Source organism: Undibacterium sp. Di26W (genome assembly GCF_049340265.1).
Lineage (GTDB): Bacteria > Pseudomonadota > Gammaproteobacteria > Burkholderiales > Burkholderiaceae_D > Undibacterium.
Genome location: NZ_JBMPOR010000001.1, coordinates 490404 through 512328, shown reverse-complemented (window position 1 = coordinate 512328; position 21925 = coordinate 490404). Strand labels below are relative to the sequence as shown.

Below are 21925 nucleotides of genomic sequence, written 5' to 3'. Positions count from 1 at the left end.
GGCTATCAGCGCCAGGTTGTATGTATCGGTGCTTCCATCCAGGGGAACCTGGTCAAGGCAAAACTCCAGGGTAACTTATCCAGTAACATGTCAAACGTACCTGGGAGCACCGTCATGTGCCAGGCGTCGTCTTGCCGGTACAAATGCGCCTGTCTTTGCAAAAAAGTTTCCCGCAAGGCTGTGATGGAAGAGCCACCCAATGCTCCCCAGTTGGCAATCACGCCTCCCAGCATTTGCTCTATCACTTCCTGCTCACGATCAAGCAGGGTGATGCCTCTGCATATCGGTATCCCACCCTTGATGCCACACAATAATTTATTCAGTACCAGTTGATATTCTGGCGTCTCCAGCTCACCCGTAACGATGAACTGCAGCAGATGCACGGACCGTTGTGCACTTTGTTCATCTATAAAATTGCCATCTTTGGTCAATTCCAGAATATCGAACAGGCGTGGTATATACGGTGCCAGCAAGATCAATCCACCATTGTGGATATGGATATTGTCTACATGGATATCCGCACGATCTGGTATGTCGTCGGGTTGGCGTCTGGTTTTACTGACATTGGCTGCAGGTGTGTTGGCTGCGGCGGTATTCTGTCTAATTACATCTTCTGTTCTTGCAGATGGGCCAGTCACGTCGGCATGTGTCAGCAGCGCTGCATCTTCGGTTTTACGCAACCAGTCGGCAACATCTGCTGCCTGATAGTGGGAAGCCAGTCCACGCACCATGGCCTGGGTAAAGGCAGTACCAGGTTGGGTGATATGACTGACAAAGATATTTTCATAGACTGTACGCCAGACAAAACTTGCCATTGGTGGGACTGCTATCTCCAGGGCTTGTTCCAGTTGCATGAATAGTGTTGGCAATGTCGGCGAGAACGTCGGCAACAACTTTTCCAGCAGGTTCTTCAAGGCAGGCGGTGGCAATATGTCCAACAGCCGGCGCAGGCCTTGCGGCCTGTTTAGCGCGCTGAGCATGATGTCACTGGCTATCGCTTTGCTCGTGCTGGCCTTGCCTGCCAATAGTCTTTGCGTCAGCAAGATAAAAATTGTCCTTTGTTCCGTATCCGGTTCTGCATTGCGTTGCAGGATAAAGGCCAGCCTTTCCACGTCCGATAGTTGCTGGTTCTTTATAAACTGGCCTGCATTTTTCATGGCAGCAGAGACAGCAGAAAATGCAGTGGCCGATGCAGTGACAGATTCAGTATATGAAGCAGATTTTTTCTCTGCCACTGCCTGTGTGTATGGCTTGCCGGGCTCACTTGTAGCGTAAGGATTTTCTTCCTGGTCTGCCAGTGATGCGGTGTTGGCTCTGACATACTCAGCAACTTGTTTTGACTTAAATAATAAATCTTGCAGGCTTGCTTTGTAGGCTGTTTCTGGTATGGCTTTCCAAACAGAGCCCTGATCAGGGTGCATCAATCCAAGGCTTGGTGTTGCCGTACCAGGTACGGCGCTGCGTATTTCAGTCGGTAAGAATTTCTCTTCCCATTGTTTCCAGAAACTGGCCTGTATTTTGTGCGGGAACTGATTCAACAGTGCATATATCATCTGCTGCCATTCTTCCGACACAAATTGTGCCTCTTCAAGATTGGCATGTTCAAGTTCTTGCAAAAATTCCTGCAGCAGTTGCGGGAAATCATTCGCCAGCGTTGTGATAATCAATTCACGGTCTGCGCCAGTGCCGGTATCATGGGTTTCCATTTCAGGAGATGTTGCCATATCCTGACGATGTTCTTCTTGATGGTCTGGCAGTCTGGTTTGCTGGAAATCCGTAACTGACAATATGCGTTGCTGCAATACCCGCAAATAACTACGTCCATACACCATGGTATTCAGTGCAGCGAATAGCGGCTCTGGTCGGTTTGAACTAAAGTGGGCAAACCAGGCTTGCGCAAGCTGCAGTATGGCCGCATCAGTATTGGTATCCTGTACAAAGACAGCAAGTATCTTTTTCAACAAGCTTTCTGCATTAAATACGTCCGATGCCGATGTCAGCAGGAAGGACAGGCTGCTTGCCAGTACTTTCTCTTTCAATGCTGACGCGCTGACTGATAGATTGCCAGCTTGCTGACAAATATCCCAGTTTGCCCAGATGGTGTCGAGCATGCTGCCAGCCTGGTGTTGCAGTACGCGTATCAAGTCTCTGAGCTTGTCATGACTGGTCTGTGCCAGCAGACGTCGTTGTTCTTCCGGGCGTACCATATAGCGACGCATGCCCTGTGCCAGCAAATCTCTATCTGCCGTCATCAGGTGTTCCCATACAGGTGCCAGGCTATCCATATTGGCTTGCAGCATGGCTTGGGCAATGCGGTGCGGCAGATTAGGCATGAGCTGCTGCACGGACCTGTCTGGCGGCACGTCTGCTTGTTGCGATGGGCGTCGTGCAGTCACGCCGGGTATAAAGGCTTCGTACAAGACATGCGCTTCGTCATTATGCTCGCCGACGGTATTGTTCACGTCGCCGACGCGGCTTTCAGTCCCTTTGCGGGTGTCTGTGTCGGGCTGCCCTGTTCGGCTTGTTTGGTCTGTTTGGTTTATTCGGCCTGTTTGGTCTATTCGATCTGCTGACGCAGATGTGCCTGTTTCATCATCCTGGCCAGAAAGGCCAATGACTTCGGTATCTGCTTGGGCCAGACAAAAGTCAATCTTCTGTTGTAATAGCAATGCTTCTGCATCATTGGCCAACCATGCAGCAATGTGTTGCTGACTGTCTTCGTCATAAGGAAAATACTGCAAAATAGCCTGCCTGAAGGCTTTTTGCTGTTGTTCGCCAGCTTGCCTGTGCATCAGTGTCTGCAAAAGCAGATATGGCAATAAGGCTGCGCTCGCTGACTGTGCCATTTGTTTGACGTGCATTTCCAGTGCCGTCAGCCAGGCCTGTGCAGCTCGCAGTGAAGAGGTGCCGGTCAACAATTGCGAAAGCCAGAAATGCAGCGCAGGTGTATGCCATGCCTGTGCCTGGGCAAAGATGTCCTGCATAGATGGAGCCGTCGGTGTGTCAGAACTACGCTGGCTGTTTTTATTGTCCTCAGTACCTGGCAGGTCAGACAGGAGTTCTTGCCTGCCTGCTACGTGCGCAACCGGTGTCGGATACGTATGCTGATTTTTATTTTCAAAATCATTTGAAAAAACGTTTGTAAAATTAATTGCAGAATCACTCACGAAATACGCGTTGATGGCTTGCGCTTTCAATTGAATGACAGTGTCCTGGCTGGCAGCCAGTATCTGCTCCAGGTCCACGGTTTTTTGCTCAAGCAAGTCTTGCAATACCATTCTTAAATAGGCATGCAAGTCTGCTGACTGTAATGCATAGCGTTCTATGGATTGCAAGAAGTGCTGCCTGGTTTGATGGCCATATTCCAGATTCAGATAATCCAGCAGCAACTGATGTAGTTGCGTGCTATTGCATAGCATTAGTATGCTGCTGTCTTGCTTTAATTGGCCCAGCAGGATAGTAAATTCCGGGTGTTGAGCAAGTGTATCTTTTCCTGCATCAAGGTCATGATGATCCCTGGTAAGCCATAGAAATAGTTTTTTACCCAAGTCGGACGAAAGCAGTGGATTGGTCGCGGGATGCAAACGGGTAGATGTCTGTCCGGCTTTGGCATTGGTTTCAAATTCAACTTCTGGTTCAGTTTCAAAATCAAGGTCAGCAACAGCATTGGCTATCACATCCCGTGTTTGTGCAGAGGTTGCCAGTTGAGTTTCAGCTTGAACTGGATTGACCTCCACTTGTGTCAAATCACCCTGGACGGCGATTGCTTCTTGCGAAGCCAGCTGTACCGATTCTTGCAGCAAATGATCGAGATCAATTTCTTTGTCTTGCTGTAACTGTGTTAACACCAGTTTCAGGAACAGGGCAGGGTATTCTGCCTGTTCGCAATAAGAAATAATCGATTGCCGGAAAAGCAGGTGATGGTCCTGGCCTTGCTGTTCATTGCTGGTGAACCACCATCTCAGCCATTGCTGCGATTGCTGGTTGGTGAGCTCAAGTTCCCATAGAGACAATTGACCTTTGGCCCACAGACGGAAATTGGAAAAATCCAGGTTGGTGCCTAGTGCCCTGATATCTGCGGGCGCAGGTTTGTTGCTATACGCCGGCAAGTCAGGTGCCGTGGTCGAGCTTGTATCTGGTGCCTGCAAGTCAGGTGCGGTGGCCGAGCGTGTATCTGGTGCCTGTGTTGCAAGGGATGGGTGCGACGCGTGCCAGTTTTGCAAAGCCTGGTATAGCTGCTTTGCATGTAATTCCATATCCGGTAGTTTTTTCCAGATATGTACCAGGTCACCAGCATGGCCCTGGTCAGCCAGCATTGCCTGGATAATATGTTCGGGGGCAAGCGATTCGGCATTGGTTTGCAGCAGGTATGTCAATGCTTTGCGCTGGAGTTGTTCTGCATATTGTTTTGCGGATTCGGTTTCAGGCAGGGCAGTGCGGCCAGTTTTTCTATCCGTCGCAATATCCGTCGCAGTATTCGTCATAATATCTGTCGCAATATTCGTCGCAATATTCGTCGCAATATTCGTCGCAATATTCGTCGCAATATTCGTCGCAATATCCGTCGCAATATCCGTCGCAATATCCGTCGCAATATCCGTCGCAATATCCGTCGCAATATCCGTCGCAATATCCGTCGCAATATCCGTCGCAATATCCGTCGCAATATCCGTCGCAATATCCACCGCAATATCCACCGCAATATCCGTCGCAATATCCGTCGCAATATCCGTCGCAATATCCACCGCAATATCCGTCGCAATATCCACCGCAATATCCACCGCAGTATCCACCGCAGTATTCGCAGCAGTATCCACCGCAGTATCCGCAGCAGTATCCACCGCAGTATCCGCAGCAGTATCCACCGCAGTATCCGTCGTTACATCTCGCAACAAGCTATTTTTATGTGCATGCAATACTTGCGCGACTTGTGCCAGGCGCATGGCCTGTTGCTGTAGCTCGGCAGTCAGTTGGCTGGTTTGTGGTTGGAGAATCTGCACCCATTCCATCAATACAGAAAATTCAAGCGATTGCAGGATTGCGTGTCGTTGCTGCTGACGAATCATGGTCCATACCTGTAGCAAACTGTCCACCTTTTCTATACCGGCAGATGTCCAGGTGTGCATGATCGCAGTGATGTCAGTTGTCGACAGAGCCTCTAGCAGTTGTTTGCTCGGTGCAGACAATTCAATGATCGGCGAATCCTGATTGTCACCGGCGGCGGTGATATCAAGTGTCGCCATATCTATTGCGGTGTTTATGTCGACATTGGTATTTATATTGGCATTGACATTTACAGCGGGGTTGACATTGGCGTGCATTTGCATGGGTGCAATAGTGCTTATGTCGGTGTTTGCATCAGCACTTGTTTCGGTATTGCTTGTTACTGCCGCCATTGAAACACGATAGTTGGTCCCGGTTTCTGCATGCTTGGCTTTGCGGCCTTGTTCAATATCCCGCAGTGGTGGAACTTGTCTAAGCAAATCTGCAATGTTGAGTGAGTCAGGTGTAGCCCGTAGTAACAATGGCAGAGCCGATGCCAATATGGATTGGCGCATAGCTAAAGGCAGATTGCCTATCAATTCTTCAAGATCACAGGTGGCGCTCGCCTGTAGCACGAGACTAAGATCATGCAGTTTTTGCGGTGGCAGCGTTGATAGCCATACCGGCCATGATCCTGTCTGGGCCTGACGGATGAGGTCACTGTGCTGATGCAAAAGCTTTTCCCAATGGGGGGCTAGTTCTCGTAGATCGGCATTTTCCAGTGCTTTATACAACTGCGTCAGGGTAACGGAGGCATTGTTTGCCGTTGTTTCAGTGCTTGACGTGGGCAGCTTGGATGTCTGCGTTTTTGACTTCGCTGATGCCGATATGAATTTTGTTGGCTTTCCTGTTGCTGCAGGCGCGGGTACTGGATTTTTTACGGCTTTCCTGGCATGTGTTTTTTTGTTGCTGCTGGTGAACATGTCGTCAGTCGTTTGCGGCACGTTAATGTAGGTATCTGCATCTTCAGGGGTGAGTAAGTCATGACTGTCCCTGGCGGCTGGCGTATTTTTTTCATCCATGTCTTGCGGCAGGTAGATGTGTAATTCGTCTATGCTGGCTGCAATATCACGCAATTGCGGCAACAGTCTTAATAACTCCTCTGGTTGCAGGGTGGAGGGTGTAGCCGCCAGCAGGATAGGCTGGCTTTGTTCAAACCACAGTTTCACCTGACCGGTCCGTATAGACTGGGCATGATTGAGTATTCTTTCCAATAGCCAGCTTGCCCGTGGCTGAAGAATTTGGTTGACGATACGTAATTGCGCTGCCGGGAAATTTTTCAGCCAATATGCCCACCCCTGTGCATGCGCGCGGCGCAGCAAGTCTGTGTGCTTGCTGATCAATTGCTGCCAGCGAGGTTTGATTATTGGCCAGTCGCCTGCACACAGGGCTTGATAAAGATCATCGATGTCGACCGCAGCAAGTGGTGCACCAGGTGAAGTAGTTGGTTTCTCCAGTTTCTTTTGCGTGAAATGGTCGTCCGACTGATTTACTGTCTTTTTATTTTCCTGACGTGCCTGTGTTTTACCAGTTTCCGGTGGTATGGCAGATGTGTTGCTAAATTGGGCAAGCGCATGCATGTTATCAACTGCGTTATCAACTGCGTCTTCAAATGCGTCTTCAAATGCGTCAGGGGCTGTTTTTACCACTTCTTTTTGAAGCCCCTGCATTTCTGCTTGCTTGTCAGGTGAGCTATGCCCGACCCGGATTTGTGCAATAAGGTCCTTACCAAATAATTCGGGCAGCGATATGGGATCATGTCCCGGCTGAGGAGTGTTTTTCTCAACATACTGCTGATACTTAAGCAGTAGCGCATCGCTTGTCTTATGGCTGTGCAAAGACCATGCATGCAATACAGCAGGCATTTCTTGTGTCTGCCCGACGACTGCCAGCAGTAGCCATTGCCAATAAGTCTGGGCGGCTGTCGCAGACGTACTGTGCGACGCCAATTCCAGGTGTGCCCATTGTTGCACTTGATGCGACAGATAAACTGGCCAGTGGCTGAGCAGTTTATCAAGTACCTTGAATAACTGTTTTTCATCAAATTGCAGCGACAAACGCAGGCGCATTTGCTGATTGGTGACGATCTGTCGCATGGCGATGGCGGCATTGCTACTTTTGAGTACCCGTTCCAATAGCTGTGTGTGTGCTTCGCGAGGATGGCTGGATACCACCCATGCCAAACGCCCTGTGCGTAAAAAATCTTCCAGATATTGTTTATCGTCGGCAGCCACTTCTTCGACAATGACGGGTTCGGTCGCGTGTTCGCGTGGCATGTTTAACGCAGAACTCAATTGGGCATACAATCGTCGTGGCAATTCTATGGGCAATTCTTGTTCGGTCATTTCACCAAGATCAATTTCCAGCTTTTCTATGCGATAGATACCTGTTCCCGTATCGGACTGTGTCATCACCTCATCTATCAATGCAGGTATGCTGGTGCTGATCCAGTCGGACAGGGCAGTTTCTTCCATTTGCCCTTGCGCAAATGAAAAATCAAATATCAGATCATCGATAGCATGGATTGGTTTCATGATTTCATAACCAATGCTGTGGTGAATAATTCTGTCTGACGATACGCAGCAGGGTAATGATGTCATCTGCCGACTGATCCAGGCCTTCTGCTGGCAGACCGGAACGACGGGTTTGATTCAGCAGTTCCAGCCATTGTTTGTAGCGCTGCTCAAACTGATGCATGTAAACATAATCAAGCCAGTGTATTTCGGGCAGGATGTGGGCAGGCAGATTTTGTGCAATGAGTTCTTCCACCCAGGCCCGGCAGGCCGGATCGGCAAAACGTGTTGTATAGCTGGGCAGAACGATACTGACGCGATGTTCATAAAAATTTTCATCGACGTTTCTATTGACTTGCTGATTACCGGGGCGCAATAGCAGATGTTCAAGCACATGCATGCCTTCGCTTTGCTGACTGAGTTCTATCAAACGCTGACGCAAGCCATGTGCGTAGTTGACGGCTTGCTCTTTGGGCAGGGGAATAAGATGCCAGATTGGCTTGCCCGGTTCCACTTCCAGGCATAACCAGACTTTTTTATCGGCACGTTCTACCAGCCGGTAACGATGCAAGTCTATACCTGCGCGCAGCAATTCCACACAGATCATATCGTGTGGCAATCGTTTGACTGTGGTTGTTTCCCCGGTTTTTTGCAAGGGCAGGGGCAGGGCATGGCTATCGTTGGCCTTGTACTTGGGATGTTCACCCAGTTTTTTCTCATACGTCTTGGCACTGACAAAAGCAGGGGAAGCAGATGAAAAATGTGCCGTCAAGGAACGGCCCAGACTGGCTTCCCCACATCCCATCAGTAATAACAATTTATGCTGCAAGCAAGCCCTGTTGCCGCCCGTCCAGTAAGGGGCGTGCACATTCATGGCAGCTCCACGTTGTGCACTCAATTCACGTATATGTGCCAGGAAGTGGATTTTGCTGTCGATGACGGTCTGGTCGTCATGTTCATGGTGATACACATTAAAACGGCGCAAGGCGTCTGCCGGGAATGATTCGCCATACATGGCCAACATGCTGTCCAGCACGCGGTTGCGGCGGTCGATGAACTGGTCGAATTTGGACAGGATTTCAGCCGGCAGACTGGGGCTTAAGGTATTGCGGTATAAGGTTTCAAGCAGTGGTATTTGCTGATTGCCTAGCAGTTGTGAAAAATAGCTTTGTTTCAGATTGAGATTCAGCGAGTACAGATCAGGGATGGCCTGCAGTGATTGCAGGTAATTGGCCATCAGTTGTTCAAATCCGAACAGAAAGCCTTTCAATTGCCTAGCGCGGGCATGCACCTCTGGCGGCTCCGAGCTGGGTACGCCGTAATGATTAATGCCATAAATGGCTGGTGAGTGTTCTGCTATCGAAGAGTATTCACGCAGGGGCCGATGTTCTCCCTGTGGCAGTTCGATTAATTCTTCCAGGTTGATGTCATGCCTGCGAAATGCATGGTGATTGAACTCATGTTTTCTCAAGATGATACGCACTTGTTCCAGCAGGCTGACTTCCTGCGGCAGCATGAATTTCTGCCGGATGGGGTGATGCGTGGACAATTGCTGGTTGCCAGTCTGGGTATGAACCAGACGCATCAAATTCATCTGTTCTACATCGCGTGGAAAAGCCAATACCGAGCAACGCCTGGTCTTCAGGTTGAAATTCAGGCGGTCGAATTTTTTACCCTGTGAATCGACCAATTGCAGATGGTGAACCTGCTTTACTCCCGGCATGCGACGTATCAGGGCGATCAGGCTGACGACATCGATACTATTCGACGCACGTGAAAAATACCTGTCGTCAATGTAGCCACGTTTGGTCAAGGGACCATCCAGCAACTCTTCCCAGCTCTTGCCTTCTGCGATGGCTTCTTCAAAACGGGTAATACGTGCGCCGGAAGAAATCAGGGTGGCGCACTGGAAATAGATGTCGGCGTATATTTCTGCGGCGGGACGGCTGTCGTCAATTTCAATTTCGCCTGTCAGGAAATAGGCATCGGTCTGGACGATATAAACCTGGTCCAGATCCTGGCAAAGATTGCGATTGCTGGCATACAGGGCAATGATATCTTGTCTGACATCTTCGGGACTGCGTTGCTCTATTTCTGATAAAGGTTGATGCAATTTGACGTAAATGGAAAACAGGCCTTCCATTTTTTCACCGTGGTTTTCGGTCTGTATCCAGATATCGTCAATTTCCGGCACATGGTCGTAAATCAACTTGCAATAGTCAATGGCGGTGACTGGGCGAATCGGCAGGATGTCCTGAGGACGGTACAATGCCTGGTGTTCAAAGTTGATGCCACCTGATTCCGGCGTCAAGAAATCTGCCACTGAAAATCCTGACCGGTACACCAGATCAGTCAAGCCGTAGCACAGCATTTCCAGCAAAGTCACGCCGGGGTCATGGATATTGTAGTCTGTCCATGTCTGACCAGATAAAGCTTGCAGCAGTTCTACACCCTGACGGCGAAAGCCATCAAAATCAAGTCCATCAGGATCTGCCTGCAGGCGCTTTATGTGGTCGTCAGCCAGCATGTCGTCGCACCTCGCTCAATTTCAGTTGCGAATGCAATTGCTGGACTAACTGATGTACGCGGTTATAGGGCATTTCTCCCAGCACTTCAATGATGAGACGCAATTCGGCTGCTGAAAACGTCAATTCGGCCTTTGCATCTGGGGGGCTGCCAGCGGGCAGCAACTGACCGGCCTGCTGATTCAGGTTTCCGATCAGCGCAAAAACTTGCTTGAAGGGGCGTTCTACCAGACCTTCCAGTATCAGGTTACCTTGCGCCAGCGAGATGGTGATATGAATAGGGTTCATACTATGTTCACTTCTTTGCCTTTGCTGGCTGCGTCAGGGGGCGAGGTGCCAGTTTCGGTTTTTGGTCACTCTCCAGCATCTGGGTATCCAGCCAGAGTTGGGTCATGTGGTATTTGATCCAGACTTCATTGCCAAAGGTACAGCCGACCCGCATCTGCAATTTGAATTCAAAGGGGGAATTGCTGTCAGTACCTATCCATCGCAATTCTATGCGACTGCATTTATTGCCAAAATGGGTCTGGTGATAGGTAATGTGAGGATTGGAATTGAAGGCATTCATGGCAAAGGCATGCATCAGTGCATAGCGGCCTTCGGCATCCTTGCCGCCCACACCGGCAACAACTTCCCAGGCCTGGCAACCAGTCATGGCCACGCTGATGTCATACCAATTGCCGTCTGCCGGAACTGACATTTTTCCTTCACGTCCCACCCGTCCGCGCGAAGCAATAAATCCACCGACGTCCAGTTCATGGCGCGGCGCACTTTGCCGTATGCCTACCCGGCTGTGGGTCACACCGTCATCATCGATCTGGCTGGACAGTGTCAACAAAGGGCGACTTTTTTTTGCCTGAAAACTCAGGTTATTTGTCCCTACGTCCAGGCCCATGGACCACAAGGGTGTTCCTTCGACAGTGTTTTGATAGAAGCTGAGCAATTTCCCATCACCCAACTGCGCAACTTTGAAACCTTCACTCGCCGACTTTTCAAAGCCTTCATCAAGCATGTTCAACATGGATTCGATCAAATCTCCGAAATCATCCTCGGTAGGCATTTTGCCGTGCTCAAACTGCTGCCTCAGCATGGCTCGGGTTCGTTTTTTCATAACTATTTCCTTGGCGGAATAATAAAGGTGGAGCCAATTCTCAATTCATTGATACCGACAGGTTTTGGGTCGGCTGATGCAAATTCATCCAGCAATACGATCCAATGCTGATTCATGGGTACGGCAATACTCCACGGATAAATGGGATACAGGTTTTTCGTGCCATGCACATCCCTCGCATTGTCATCCATGCGGAAACGCAAATCAGTGCCTTGCCCGGTCGGGGTGATATGCAACATGGAAAAACCGGTCACTGCCTCGACATAATCAAGGTCCAGCAAAAAAGAGATCAGATCATGTTCACGTATGCACCAGCCAAAATGCTGTTGGTACCCAACCGGATGCCAGGGCGACAGGAAATCGCATAGATACTGATTAATCTGGCTGCTGTACCAGCCACCACGCAAGCCTGACTTGAGTTTGATCTGGCAACGCACCTGGATTTCTTCATAGACAGGGTTTTCTACACTGATCACAGTGAAGGGCGGGGCGCAGGTTTCTATGAATTGCTGTACTTCATGTATCAGGTGACCGCTCAACAATGGGCGCTGATTAAGATGCCCTCCCTTGTTCAGATACGGTAGCGGGATGATCAATATCTGGCCGCCACGCAGGCGCTTGGCTGGATCGATATCGCTGGACAGATTGGCAAAACACTTCACCTTGTGAATTTCAGGGAATTGTTCCAGTATCAGTAATTCATAATCACTGGCGGTCAGTGCACGGTTCTTGTGTCGTAATCTTTCGCTGACGCGGGTGCGAAAACGCCTGACTGTTTCCGCGCTTTTACCACCCACCGAATGACGTATCTGCAGGACACGGTCAATGCCGGGGATAGTTTGCTTGCTGCGTGTAATACTCATGGCGGGCAGTACCGCGCTGGTTTTGCTCGCCTGGTTGGCACACCAGGAGAGCTGGATAGCCTGGGCATAGACGGAATACACACTGCAAAAGCGTTCCATACCCACGTTAGCCGAAACACGCAGCCAATACACACCTGGGGGCATGATGGTATTGTTGGTGTTTATATCGTCGGGTAAATTCAAACTGACGATGCCGCTGGTCATGAAGCCATCGGTAGAATCGTCAATGATGTTTGCCCTATCCAATTTCTGCCAGTTGTTGCCCGACAGGTACCACCATGATAACCCGCTGTCTTTGATGCGGGTCATGGGCAGTGAATCTTCGCGCAGGTAAAAATACAGGGTCAGGGCACCGCTCAGATCGCTTCCCTGTAATCCTATAAAAAGATTGGCCGGATAATCATATTGGGGTATCTGATAGATGGCGCGCGAGTTGATGGCGACCATGGTTTCCGTACCCAGCGGATGCAGATGCACCATCTTGTCTTGTGTCGGTCTTTGTTCCTGCAGACGGCTTTGCTCAAAACGAATGGTGGAATGCGCCTTGTAATTCAATACTATGCTGCTGATCTGCGGTGTATAGGGTGGATTGGGTAAGGCCTGCGCCTGGCCAGCTTTCTTTTGCCGGGCGTTGTCGGTCAGTATCTGTGCCAGCAACATGGGGTATTCCTGATGGCCGAATGCACCCTCCGGTGCTTCCAGTGTCAGCTTGAATAAACCTGCCATGGTCGCCGGTGTGTACGCGAAATTTTGCAGTGCCGAATCACTGGTGTTGTACGGCAGAGGTTTATAGAATTGCAGCGCTGATTGATACGACAATACACTGTCAGTCGCCAGTTGGTTACTCTGGCTACCATCGTCGCGCGCCATTTCGTCAAACAGGGTGATGTCCTCCATTCCCTTGACCCATTTGCCACCAGACAGGACAGAGACACTGGCCAGCACTTCACCGCTTTTCATGGGCTGGGCGTAACCACGGTAATAAGCCGATATCCCTCCCAGATTGGTAGGCAGGCCATTCCATTCCACCTGGATTTCTGCATCATCGAGTTGCTTGCTGAGCGTTTCTTCGCAACCGACAATCAGATAAGAACCGACATTGGGCAAAGGACCAAACGGCATGAAAGGCGACAAGGCACTCAACTGGCCGATCTGATTGTGCAGCAATAACTGCCTGCAACCCTGTACATCGACTTCCAGGCGAATGTGGCGCAAGACCAAGTTTTTCAGAAAATCATAGGGGTAACGATATTCGTTTTCGGTCATTTCAAACCGTGCTACCGGCAAATCTGTCTCATAATTATCTCCATGCAGACTGGCCTTGTAGTTGCAAATGGCAGCAACGTCAGGCAGCAGCGAAAATTCTATGGACAGGCAATCAGCATCAATGTCGCTATTGAGGCCAGTGTATTCCGGACGATATTCGGTTACGCGATACCAGCCAGTGGCAGTGGTCAGTGAAATACGGAACATGCCACGCAGCAGCTTGACGAAAATATCGTTCATGCGCACTAATTCACTCTGGGACGCATCGTATTCGTGCGCATTTTCATGTGCAAAACGTCGCAAGCAGTCTTTTATCGTGTCGCCAGCAGCGTTTTGATATTGCAATTGCACGCGGACGCGACGCTGGCCTTCACGTAATAAAAGCGTCTTGCTGGCGATTGCAAAACCGAATCTGGCTGCTGTGGCGCTGAAATTGCGTTCGCCAGGCTTGGGCGCACCCAACAACGGCAGAGGAGGCAATTTTTCATGGTCTTTTTCGTCGCTGCCATCTGCCAGTGCATTGATAGGCTGGGTATGGCAGGAAACCGATTCAAGATGATGATCGATCGTGCGCCGGTCAAAAAACAGGGTGTGCAGCGCGGTAATTTTTGCATCATTCAGGGTGACTGCTTCTTGGTTGGCATAGGTAATTTCATGCTGGTTCTTGTCTATGCCTGCGACGAACTCAGTGGCCTTTTCAACAAAAATCTGGCGCACACCCGGCTTGGGCTGTATGACCACAAAGGTATGGTCGGAGCGATGCGGGCGCTGCTCCATTTTCAGCATCTGGTGATAATAAAAATCCAGATGCGCCTGGCCAAATTGATTCAGCCGTATCTGCAGCTTTTGGAATAATTGTATGAAGGTAATCAGCAAACTGCTGCCAGGATCATGTTCCTGACTGCTCATCGATTGCGGCAACAGATGTCGCACGCCATTTTGTACGATTTGAATTGCTTGCGAAAACGCATGAAAATAGCTGCGTGTCTCAGTGACTGTATGCGCGCTGCCATTTTTTTTATCTTGCACATTGGCAGGTTTGACCGCCAGCGCATTCAACAGGGGTAAGGCAGGGCGGCTGTGTGCGGCAGCGGCATCTCCGGAGTTGAGGTCAGCGGTCAGGTCAAGCATGGCCAGCATTTCTTTATTCAAGCCACGCAGTATGCTTTCCAGTAATTTGGTGATCTCATAGCCGGTGCGACCATCTGTCCGTTTGGCGCAAGACAGCCAGTATTCCAGCAACCGTGCCAGCAGCAGTGGTGAATCCAACGGGATAGAACAAATTTGCGGAAACTCTATGGTCAAGTCATGCTGATACCAGGCCTTGCCCGGGCTATAGCTTTGCAATCTTTGTTCAAAGCGCATCGCCAGTTGCTTCAGGTCCAGGGACAGGATATTTGCCAGCAAGACCACTTCATCCGCATGGAAGTATTGCTGCCAGTGACCGTCTTCACTGAGGTCAAGCTGATAAAACTTGACCATGCTGGCGTAGTCGACTGCCATGGTCAGTAATTCTTCAAAACGCATTTCATTGAGTTTGAAGTAGTCACCACTCAAGGCTGGCGAACGGCGTTGTGCCTGGCTGCGGCCATCACTGATCAATAGTCTGGGCTGCGTCACGTCAGCACCTCATGCTTATTCCTGAACATCGGTGCCTTCCCGGAAATAGAACGGATACACCAGGTTATGACGGGTGTTGGTCGTGACGATGCGGTAAATCAGTTCAATATTCAGCCGTCCTTCATAGATATAGCTGTGATCTGTTTCTATTGCTTCCAGTACGACCCGGGGTTCGTAGAAAATGACGGCGCGTCGTATCAAATCTTTTAGTATGGTAATGGTGCTTTCGTTCAGGTTTTCGTAAATCTGCGCTTTCAAACCGCAGCCAAAATTCGGCTGCATGACTCTTTCCCCCGGGGTGGTGGATATCAGTATCAACAGGCTTTGACGAATATCTTCCTCGGCACTGACCATCCTGGCGTTGCCGCGCTTGCTGAACTCGGGAGGGAAGCTCCAGCCCGTGCCTAAAAATGAAGCATTGTTTTCCATGGTCATGATCCCGGGTTGCGCCTAGCCACCGATGATGACAGTCGGCCAACCAAAGACGATATTGCCACCATGTGCAGTATTGTCACCTATCCTGGCGGATGGCATTTTGCCTATGAATACCGTGGCCGATCCCTTCACGATGCTGTCAGGAGGCCCGACACAGACGCACATGTCACCCACCACGGCGGCTGGCAAGCCACCAATCAATACGGTAGGAACACAGGGACCACTGATAGGGCCACCGACATGCGGAATCGGTGGCACGCCAGGCGTTACCATCGGACATACATGCATATCTGTGATACGTGCGGCTGGGGGCATAGCTTTTCTCCGTTTCAGTTAATCATCACCATGGCACCGCGTACGGTGGTCTGGCCACTGGCAGATAGCTCTGCGGTAGCGGTTCCTTTGGCAGTGAAGCCTATATTCGCAGTACTGGTGATATTCAGTCCTTTCGTTGTGACATCCATCTGCGCTGTTGTATCCACATTCTGTACGGCTGAGATGGTGATTTTTCCTGCTGCCTTGATGGTGATATCTTTGGGGCTGTCCAGCAAGATACCGCTTGGACTCAGTTCCACCTTGTTCATGTTCTGGTCTTGCAAGAGAATGGACTTGGTGTCGTCACTGATAACGATTTTGTTGCTGGCGGGGGTGATCAGGGTGATGACTTTTTTCTCTTCATCGAATTCCATCTTCAGTTTGCTGCGTGTCACCAGCGCCTTGTAATTATTTGCGTCTGCCAGCGTATAGGCGGGCGTATGTTTGCTGCTGTACAGGCTACCCAGTATCACCGGGCAAGAAGGATCATTATTGAAAAATCCCAATATGACTTCATCGCCGATTTCAGGAATGATGAAAGCCCCAAACCCGGCCGATCCATAGAAGCTGGCAAAGCGCGCCCATACGCCGACTGTCTGTGCATTCATCAAAGGTACGGAAACCTGGATTTTGTATTGATTTTCGGGGTCGCCTTCCAGCTTCAGGACGACGCCTATGTGCAAGCCGCACACGCCGGATGTCCAGCCTGCTGCTTCGGGCGCGTGGGTCTGGTAATCTTCGGTGAACCAATAAGGTGGCATGCCAAACTCGACTTCTGTTACCCAGTTGCCGTCGATCAGGTGATGAAAGACGTTAGTAGCCAGCACATTGCCATTAAAATGCATGCCTACACTTTTCAGTTCCAGCACTACGCCAGGTTTGGTGCTGGCATTACCTTGAAAGCGCATTCTGCCGCGTATTCTTGACATGCCGGATTTTAATTGCTGTGCCTTGGCCCAGTTGGTCAGTGCCGCAGATTCCAGGTTGGCTGCTGATTGCAAACCAAAGTCGGCAACACCCAGGACTTTCGCCAGCTCAGCAGCAGCGATATCTCCCTGGGTGGTTAAGCTTGTTGGTGTTGCTGTTCCCTGAACAATAGCCTGGGTTGCCATATCCCAACTGGTGCCGGTGACATTGCTCAGTTGCCAGCGTGCGTCAAGTTCGGCATGAAACTCCATCAGATCGATGCCATAAGTCAATGTCAGGACAGGTGCTGCTGTGGTCAAAGGGGCCTTAATGCTGACAGTGCCCGCATCTACGATCACCAGGAAACCGTTGACTTCGGCCCGCGCCATCATATAGTCCCAGTCAGTCACATAGTATTGCACCAGTTCTTTATAGGTGACCGTGGTTGCCGCCACATCAGCAGTCAGGCCACTATAGTTACCAATCAGCGCTGTCATGATGTCACTGTCAGTCTGATTGACGAAATTGGCATTTTTGCGACCAACTGTCATCGCCAGCGCCTGGTCGCGGCATTCTATGACCAGCCGCGCAAAATTGTCGCCGGTAATTTTTACGGAATGTTTAATCACCACGCCGGTGAAAATGACTTCAGTTGTAAGGTCATAGCCGGCACTGATCACGATCTTTGTGCCTGGTTTGAAATTCCCGGCGTCAGCGAGAGGAAACAGGCCATTTGGCATGTCACCATCCAGCACTGTGATGATGGCAGTAGGAATGCGGTTGGTACTATGATTCGTCTCTACTGACACGACCTGTGCCGCGTCAGGAGCCGGCTTGCCATCACAGGTGATGGCCAATGTCAGTACGCCAGTGCTATTTGTAAATGGGGAATTTGCCATCTGCTTTCTTTTCTTGAAAAATCATTTCAGCGCATCTGCTTGGACAGGCTTACGCTATGAAAGCGGAGGAAAACGTAATTTCATTCCAGGCTGCAAGGTTCTGAAACAGGTCAGGCGATTGATACGGGCCACTTCCACGTAATACGAACAATCGCGATAAATTTTGTAGCATAAAAGGGGCAGGGTATCGCCTGCCTTGACTTCCACCAGATGCGTCAGGTCGGGAGAATTGAGCTTGGTTTCTTTGACGATTTCGGCAGCACTGATATATCCGACAAAAGTCAATGTGACTTTTGCCCTTAGCGGTTCGCCGCTTGGTTTGAACAGGGTATAGTCGAATTTCAGGCCTTCTACACGGCCATAAAAAATCATCGTTCCCCATACCACCTGCACAATCGGTGCCTCATGTTTGGAGCCGACATAGGTATACACGGTGTTGCGCAAGGCATCGATTTGCTGGATGACGGTCTGGGTAGTACCAGGCACGGCACCTGTCCCATCCAGTATCATTTCTTTCAGTGTCAGTTTTTCCGGCAGACTGGCAGAGAATTTCGTTTCATTGCCCGGTTGACCCAATGCATGATTTTTGGAATATTTGATCAAATAATCGTGACCATAACCAGAGGGATTCATCAAGGCGGTAAACGCAGTGCGGCTGCTATCAACGCTGATGGTTCCTTCTTTGGATACCGTACAGGGGGCAATGGTCAGAGGGGTTTTTTGTCCCGATGCGGTCGCGGCTGCTGCTGGTGCTGGCATATTCAGCGCTCCCCACGTTCACGCAGCAGGGATGCAATCAATTGTTTGCATTCTACGAGGATCTCATCTTTCAGTACCTGCTTTTCCTGGAGATTGATTTCTGTTTCCCTCGCTTCACGCTGCACGATGGTGGACTTGATCAGCAGTTGTTTGATTTCGATTGACATATCAGGCTCCTGATCTATTTTGTACGTTGTGAATAGGTATAACTGAATGTGATCTTCTCGATTGCGACATCATTTTTGGTAGAGCTAAAGCTTTCCACATCCCATTTGATGGGATAGGCACCAAAGAACTCCCAGGTCCTGAGTACTTCAGTTGCTACCGGCGGAGCGCCGGGTACCATCTTGTTACTTTTAAGATTGACAATGATCGTCTGAGGAACGATCAATTTCATGAACTCACCCTCCAGTACCGCCTTGCACCAGACTACCAACGGAGACTGAAGGGTGGCAATACCGCGTTTGAGCTCCAGATTGCCGTGCTTCATCTTCAAAGGCAGTTGATGCACAAAACGGTTTTCACCACCTTCGACCACTGATTCGGTTTCAATTTCTGTGCCAATTCCCGACACTTCGCTGAACGAAGTATCGGGAACCTGGATACCATTACCAATCGTTACTGAAAAATAGAACGCTGGCGGTGGATATCCATTATCAAAAAAGTCATTGATCATTTATTCTTGATGGTCAGGCCTTCATGCACGATTTCTATGGTTTCTATTGCCACTTCATTGCCTTCTGACTTCAGGTCTGTACTGGTAATCTTGGTTGGCCAGGCGTTGCTCAGCTCCCAGATCATGGTGTCACCGCCTTTTTCGTCCAGCAGGCTGATTGTCACGCTGATGCGCTCAATGGTGTTGAGCTTGATCTTGTCCAGCCAATCCCAGAACTTGTTATCACCCTTGAAGACGCCTTTTTTCATGGTGATATTGCTGTATTTCTTCATGCCGGGCATTTTGACTACTGAAAATATCGGGCTGTTTCCGGAACGATATTTGATCTCTTCGGATTGCACATCCAGACCAGATACTTCCTGAAACGCCATTTCATTCTTACCCCACATGACTTTGAAATAGAATTTCGGCATGGGCCATACTGTTGCCGATTGCGTTTTTCCGTCATCTGCCATAATTTGCCTCTATCTTGTAAAAATAAATAAAATTAAATGTGCCCAGGGCAAGCTATTGCTTACCGTGGCGCCATATCAAAAACACCGGATCAGGATTTCTGCATTTGCTGCTGGAACGTGATTTCAATAAATTCGGCAGGACGGCTGATTGCAACCAATACGGTAATGCGCATGATGCCTTCCAGGATATCTTCCGGTGTCATGGTTTCACCCAGGCCAACATGGACGCTGAATGCATCTTCCGGGCTGGCACCAGCCAGACCACCACGTTTCCATATGCCGTTCAGGAAATTGCTGATCATGCTTTTCATGGTGACCCAGGTGCCAGACACATTGGGTTCAAAAACAAAGGCTTTGCTGGCCAGACGGACTGATTCTTCCAGCATGATCATGGTGCGGCGTACGTTGATATAGCGCCAGTCAAGACTATTGCCATCCAGTGTACGAGCACCCCACACCAGTGTGCCTTCGCCTATGAAAGGGCGGATGGCATTGATGGATTTGCCAGAAGTCGTGACGTTCAGGTCTTCCTGTTCGTCATGGGTCACATTGACGGCAGGTGCAACTACTTCATTCAGGCTGACATTGGCAGGTGCTTTCCAGACGCCGCGAGAATTGTCCACCAGCGTGTAGATACCGGCCATGGCGCCAGACGGTGGCAGCAAGTTGAGTTTTTTCTTGATTGACAGCAGGATATTGCCATAGCCCGGGCTGACCACGAACAGCGTTTTATGCAGCTCTTCATGGGACAGATAGTCAGGCTTGCTGGGGTCGCCTTCAACGCCGACCTTAGCGATGACAGCCAGGATGCTATCCTTTTTGTCTTGCTGCAGCGGGCTTTGATTGACTTCTGCAGTAAGAATTTCCTTGAACTTGGCGATATCGGTCAGGTTGTTGTAATCGAGATCCGATGTCTGGATGATCGATGTATCAACCCACGGATAATACGCTGCGCCGAAATTGAGGAAGTTGGTACCGAGGGCATTACGGAATTTGGCGATGCAGTCACCGGCTGCAGGGTCTTTGCGATCGCGGTAGCCGTTATACACGTCAAGGATGGAAAAACGGTTTTTCATCTGGCTGCCACAATGCATGAGGCTGGCCTGTTGCAAGGCGATGCAGTCTTCTTCCGCCAGTGACATGGCATCTGGAATGACGACCATGGTTGGTTCTTGCTCTTTGAGCAGTTTATCAATGCCGCCAGCCAGTTTGGGCTTTGCTATGCTTTGGCCATACGTACCGACGGAGACGATATAACAGGCACCGCCGCCATTTTTGAAAAACAGCATCATGCTGAAGTACAGGAAGTAACGCGGATCTTTTTCGGCCAGCACATATTCGCTTTTGCCAATTTTGAAATCGCTGACTGGTGTAGGCTTGCCTTCTTCTTTGGCTGGCAAGTCGGTAATGTCGAATAGATCTTTGGGTCTGTATCCATAATATTCATGGAATTCAGACATCGAGGTAATGCGCCACGGTTTGTCTGCCAACGTAGTGCCTTTGTTGTCTGCTTTCTCGGTATAGCCGATGAAGGCAGGAACTGCAGTAGCAACTTCAACTACCGAGTTGGGAAAGGCGTTTTTCTCAACGATATAGACACCGGGTGTTTTATACGCGCCAGCCATATGTGTTCCTTTGAAAATTATTGATGAATATAAATTTCCGCAACAAGCAAGTTTTGCCCATCCGGACCTCTTTCTTTGCCAATTTTGTTAACACTTGCGTTTGGCAGTCGCTTGATCAAAACCTTTCCCGCCATACCAACTTCCCGCAATTGAAACTGCTGCACCGGCCTGTACTGCATGGGAATTGCCGTTTGTGAGATCAAGGCAAAACCTGAATCCGTGGCGGTTTGCGTTGAGGTTTCAAAAACGATGCCGGTCTGTCCTTCATTTGCATCCAGATCCACTATCAGCATTTTTTTCCTGGCTAAGGAACCAGTAAAAAAATACTTCCAGCGTATCGTTTTGGATTTCAGGTGAATTGCATAGCACCTGGAAACCCGGTCTTGCTGTGCTGCCTGATGTAAAACCTCTGCTTCTGATAAAAAGATATCGATAGAGAATTGCGTTGCCTTGAATTGAAAACTCTCGTTTCTGCGTACCGTTTCCGGTCGGGAAGAGGTCGGTATGGCGCTTGCCTGCAGGTTCACAAGTGGTTCTTGCTGAGCCAGCCCTTCATTGCTGAAACAAAGCGGGGGAGTGACTGGCCAGTCGGTGTAGAAAGAGAATTGCGGATCATCACAACTGACTTCATAACTGAAGCACAGCACATGGCTTCCTGCGTCGCGGGCCAGTACGGCATCGCGTGTGTCGTTGGCACGGGTGTCCGCTGCCATACCAGTGGATGAAGTGTGGTCATCTGATTCTCGCCACATTTCCATGCCCTTATCAACCGGACGTAATACCAGGCTATATTGTTTTTCCAGTTCGGCACATTGCGGTGTCGGTGTAAAACGCCAATTTGCGCCTGGTGTGCCAGCAAAGAAATCATGCTCAATGGCAACAGAGAAAAGGGGAAGGAAGCGTGCCATGAGTCA

General features: G+C 49.8%; 14 protein-coding genes. All 14 read right to left on the bottom strand.

The genetic code is table 11. The features are described from left to right. Positions 1-5 precede the first annotated feature (5 nt). The 14 genes from ACO0LM_RS02095 to ACO0LM_RS02030 all read right to left on the bottom strand — a co-directional run bounded on the left by ACO0LM_RS02095 (position 6) and on the right by ACO0LM_RS02030 (position 21919). The gene (locus tag ACO0LM_RS02095; protein WP_423033852.1) at positions 6-7577 is read right to left on the bottom strand and encodes a contractile injection system tape measure protein; all 7572 of its coding nucleotides are present in this window, start codon (positions 7575-7577) and stop codon (positions 6-8) included. A 4-nt stretch (positions 7578-7581) separates the two neighbouring features. Beyond that, complete coding sequence (locus tag ACO0LM_RS02090; RefSeq protein ID WP_423033850.1) at positions 7582-10083, bottom strand: hypothetical protein; 2502 nt, start codon at positions 10081-10083, stop codon at positions 7582-7584. Next, positions 10073-10369: a hypothetical protein gene (locus tag ACO0LM_RS02085; RefSeq protein ID WP_423033848.1), complete on the bottom strand. Its 297-nt coding sequence runs from the start codon at positions 10367-10369 to the stop codon at positions 10073-10075. The genes ACO0LM_RS02090 and ACO0LM_RS02085 overlap by 11 nt, the downstream gene beginning before the upstream one ends. 7 nt (positions 10370-10376) lie before the next feature. Further along, positions 10377-11192: a hypothetical protein gene (locus ACO0LM_RS02080; protein WP_423033846.1), complete on the bottom strand. Its 816-nt coding sequence runs from the start codon at positions 11190-11192 to the stop codon at positions 10377-10379. A gap of 2 nt (positions 11193-11194) precedes the next feature. Then, the gene (locus ACO0LM_RS02075; protein WP_423033844.1) at positions 11195-14941 is read right to left on the bottom strand and encodes a baseplate J/gp47 family protein; all 3747 of its coding nucleotides are present in this window, start codon (positions 14939-14941) and stop codon (positions 11195-11197) included. 15 nt (positions 14942-14956) lie between these two features. After that, a complete protein-coding gene (locus ACO0LM_RS02070; protein ID WP_423033842.1) occupies positions 14957-15370 on the bottom strand; it encodes a GPW/gp25 family protein in 414 nt (137 codons plus the stop codon). 21 nt (positions 15371-15391) lie between these two features. Then, positions 15392-15691, bottom strand: coding sequence for a PAAR domain-containing protein (locus ACO0LM_RS02065; protein WP_423033840.1), 300 nt, complete (start codon positions 15689-15691; stop codon positions 15392-15394). Between the two features lie 14 nt (positions 15692-15705). Continuing rightward, positions 15706-17496, bottom strand: a complete 1791-nt coding sequence (gene vgrG, locus ACO0LM_RS02060) for a type VI secretion system tip protein VgrG (protein ID WP_423033838.1) — start codon at positions 17494-17496, stop codon at positions 15706-15708. Between the two features lie 54 nt (positions 17497-17550). Then, positions 17551-18255, bottom strand: a complete 705-nt coding sequence (locus ACO0LM_RS02055; RefSeq protein ID WP_423033836.1) for a peptidoglycan-binding protein — start codon at positions 18253-18255, stop codon at positions 17551-17553. A 2-nt stretch (positions 18256-18257) separates the two neighbouring features. Beyond that, entirely contained in the window at positions 18258-18422 is a 165-nt protein-coding gene (locus ACO0LM_RS02050) for a DUF5908 family protein (protein ID WP_423033834.1), read from the bottom strand. A 14-nt stretch (positions 18423-18436) separates the two neighbouring features. Further along, positions 18437-18931, bottom strand: a complete 495-nt coding sequence (locus ACO0LM_RS02045) for a phage tail protein (protein ID WP_423033832.1) — start codon at positions 18929-18931, stop codon at positions 18437-18439. After that, positions 18928-19344: a phage tail protein gene (locus ACO0LM_RS02040; protein WP_423033830.1), complete on the bottom strand. Its 417-nt coding sequence runs from the start codon at positions 19342-19344 to the stop codon at positions 18928-18930. Before ACO0LM_RS02040 ends, ACO0LM_RS02045 begins: the two co-directional genes overlap by 4 nt. 131 nt (positions 19345-19475) lie before the next feature. Then, complete coding sequence (locus tag ACO0LM_RS02035; protein ID WP_423033828.1) at positions 19476-21011, bottom strand: phage tail sheath family protein; 1536 nt, start codon at positions 21009-21011, stop codon at positions 19476-19478. Positions 21012-21028: 17 nt separating this feature from the next. Then, the gene (locus ACO0LM_RS02030; protein WP_423033826.1) at positions 21029-21919 is read right to left on the bottom strand and encodes a hypothetical protein; all 891 of its coding nucleotides are present in this window, start codon (positions 21917-21919) and stop codon (positions 21029-21031) included. Positions 21920-21925 lie beyond the last annotated feature (6 nt).